The sequence below is a fragment of the Collinsella sp. AF08-23 genome (genome assembly GCF_003479805.1).
In the GTDB taxonomy this organism is placed as follows: Bacteria; Actinomycetota; Coriobacteriia; order Coriobacteriales; family Coriobacteriaceae; genus Collinsella.
The window spans coordinates 413-1,062 of record NZ_QUHV01000025.1; the positions used below are offsets into that span (position 1 = coordinate 413).

Below are 650 nucleotides of genomic sequence, written 5' to 3' on the forward strand. Positions count from 1 at the left end.
GAGGTCCCGCGGCTCCGGCGTCCGAGGAGGTGGAGCAGCTACGCCGGGGAGGTGTCCGACGCGCCGCCCAACCTGGTCGCGCGCGACTTCCGCGCCGGCCTGCCGAACTTCCTGTGGCTCACCGACGTCACCGAGTTCCGCCTGCCGGCCCCGGGGCAGCCCAAGGTCTACCTCTCGCCCGTGCTGGACTGCTTCGACGGCGGCCTGGCGTCGTGGTCGATCTCCACCTCGCCCGACGCGGAGCTGGCGAACTCGAGCCTCGCGCGCGCCTGCGCGACGCTGTCGCCGGGCGAGGCGCCCTGGGTCCACTCCGACCGCGGCGGGCACTACCGCTGGCCCGGCTGGATCGCGATATGCGAGGAGCACGGGCTCACGCGCTCGATGTCGGCGAAGGGGTGCTCGCCGGACAACTCGGCGTGCGAGGGGTTCTTCGGCAGGCTCAAGAGCGAGTTCTTCCACTGCAGGGACTGGGGCGGGGTCACCGCCGAGGAGTTCATGGCCGGCCTCGACGCGTGGCTCCGCTACTATAACGAGGAGCGCCCGAAGGAGGCGCTGGGCTGGATGAGCCCGATGGAGTACCGGAGGTCGCTGGGGCTGGCGGCCTAAGGACGGAGGCCCCGGTCTCCAAGATTTCTGCCGCACGCCCAAAT

Annotated in this window: 1 protein-coding gene; it reads left to right on the top strand. The window is 71.4% G+C overall.

The features are described 5' to 3' along the window. Positions 1-606: IS3 family transposase (locus DWV48_RS09435; protein ID WP_233546256.1), on the top strand; the 606-nt coding region annotated here is incomplete at its 5' end. Positions 607-650: the final 44 nt, after the last annotated feature.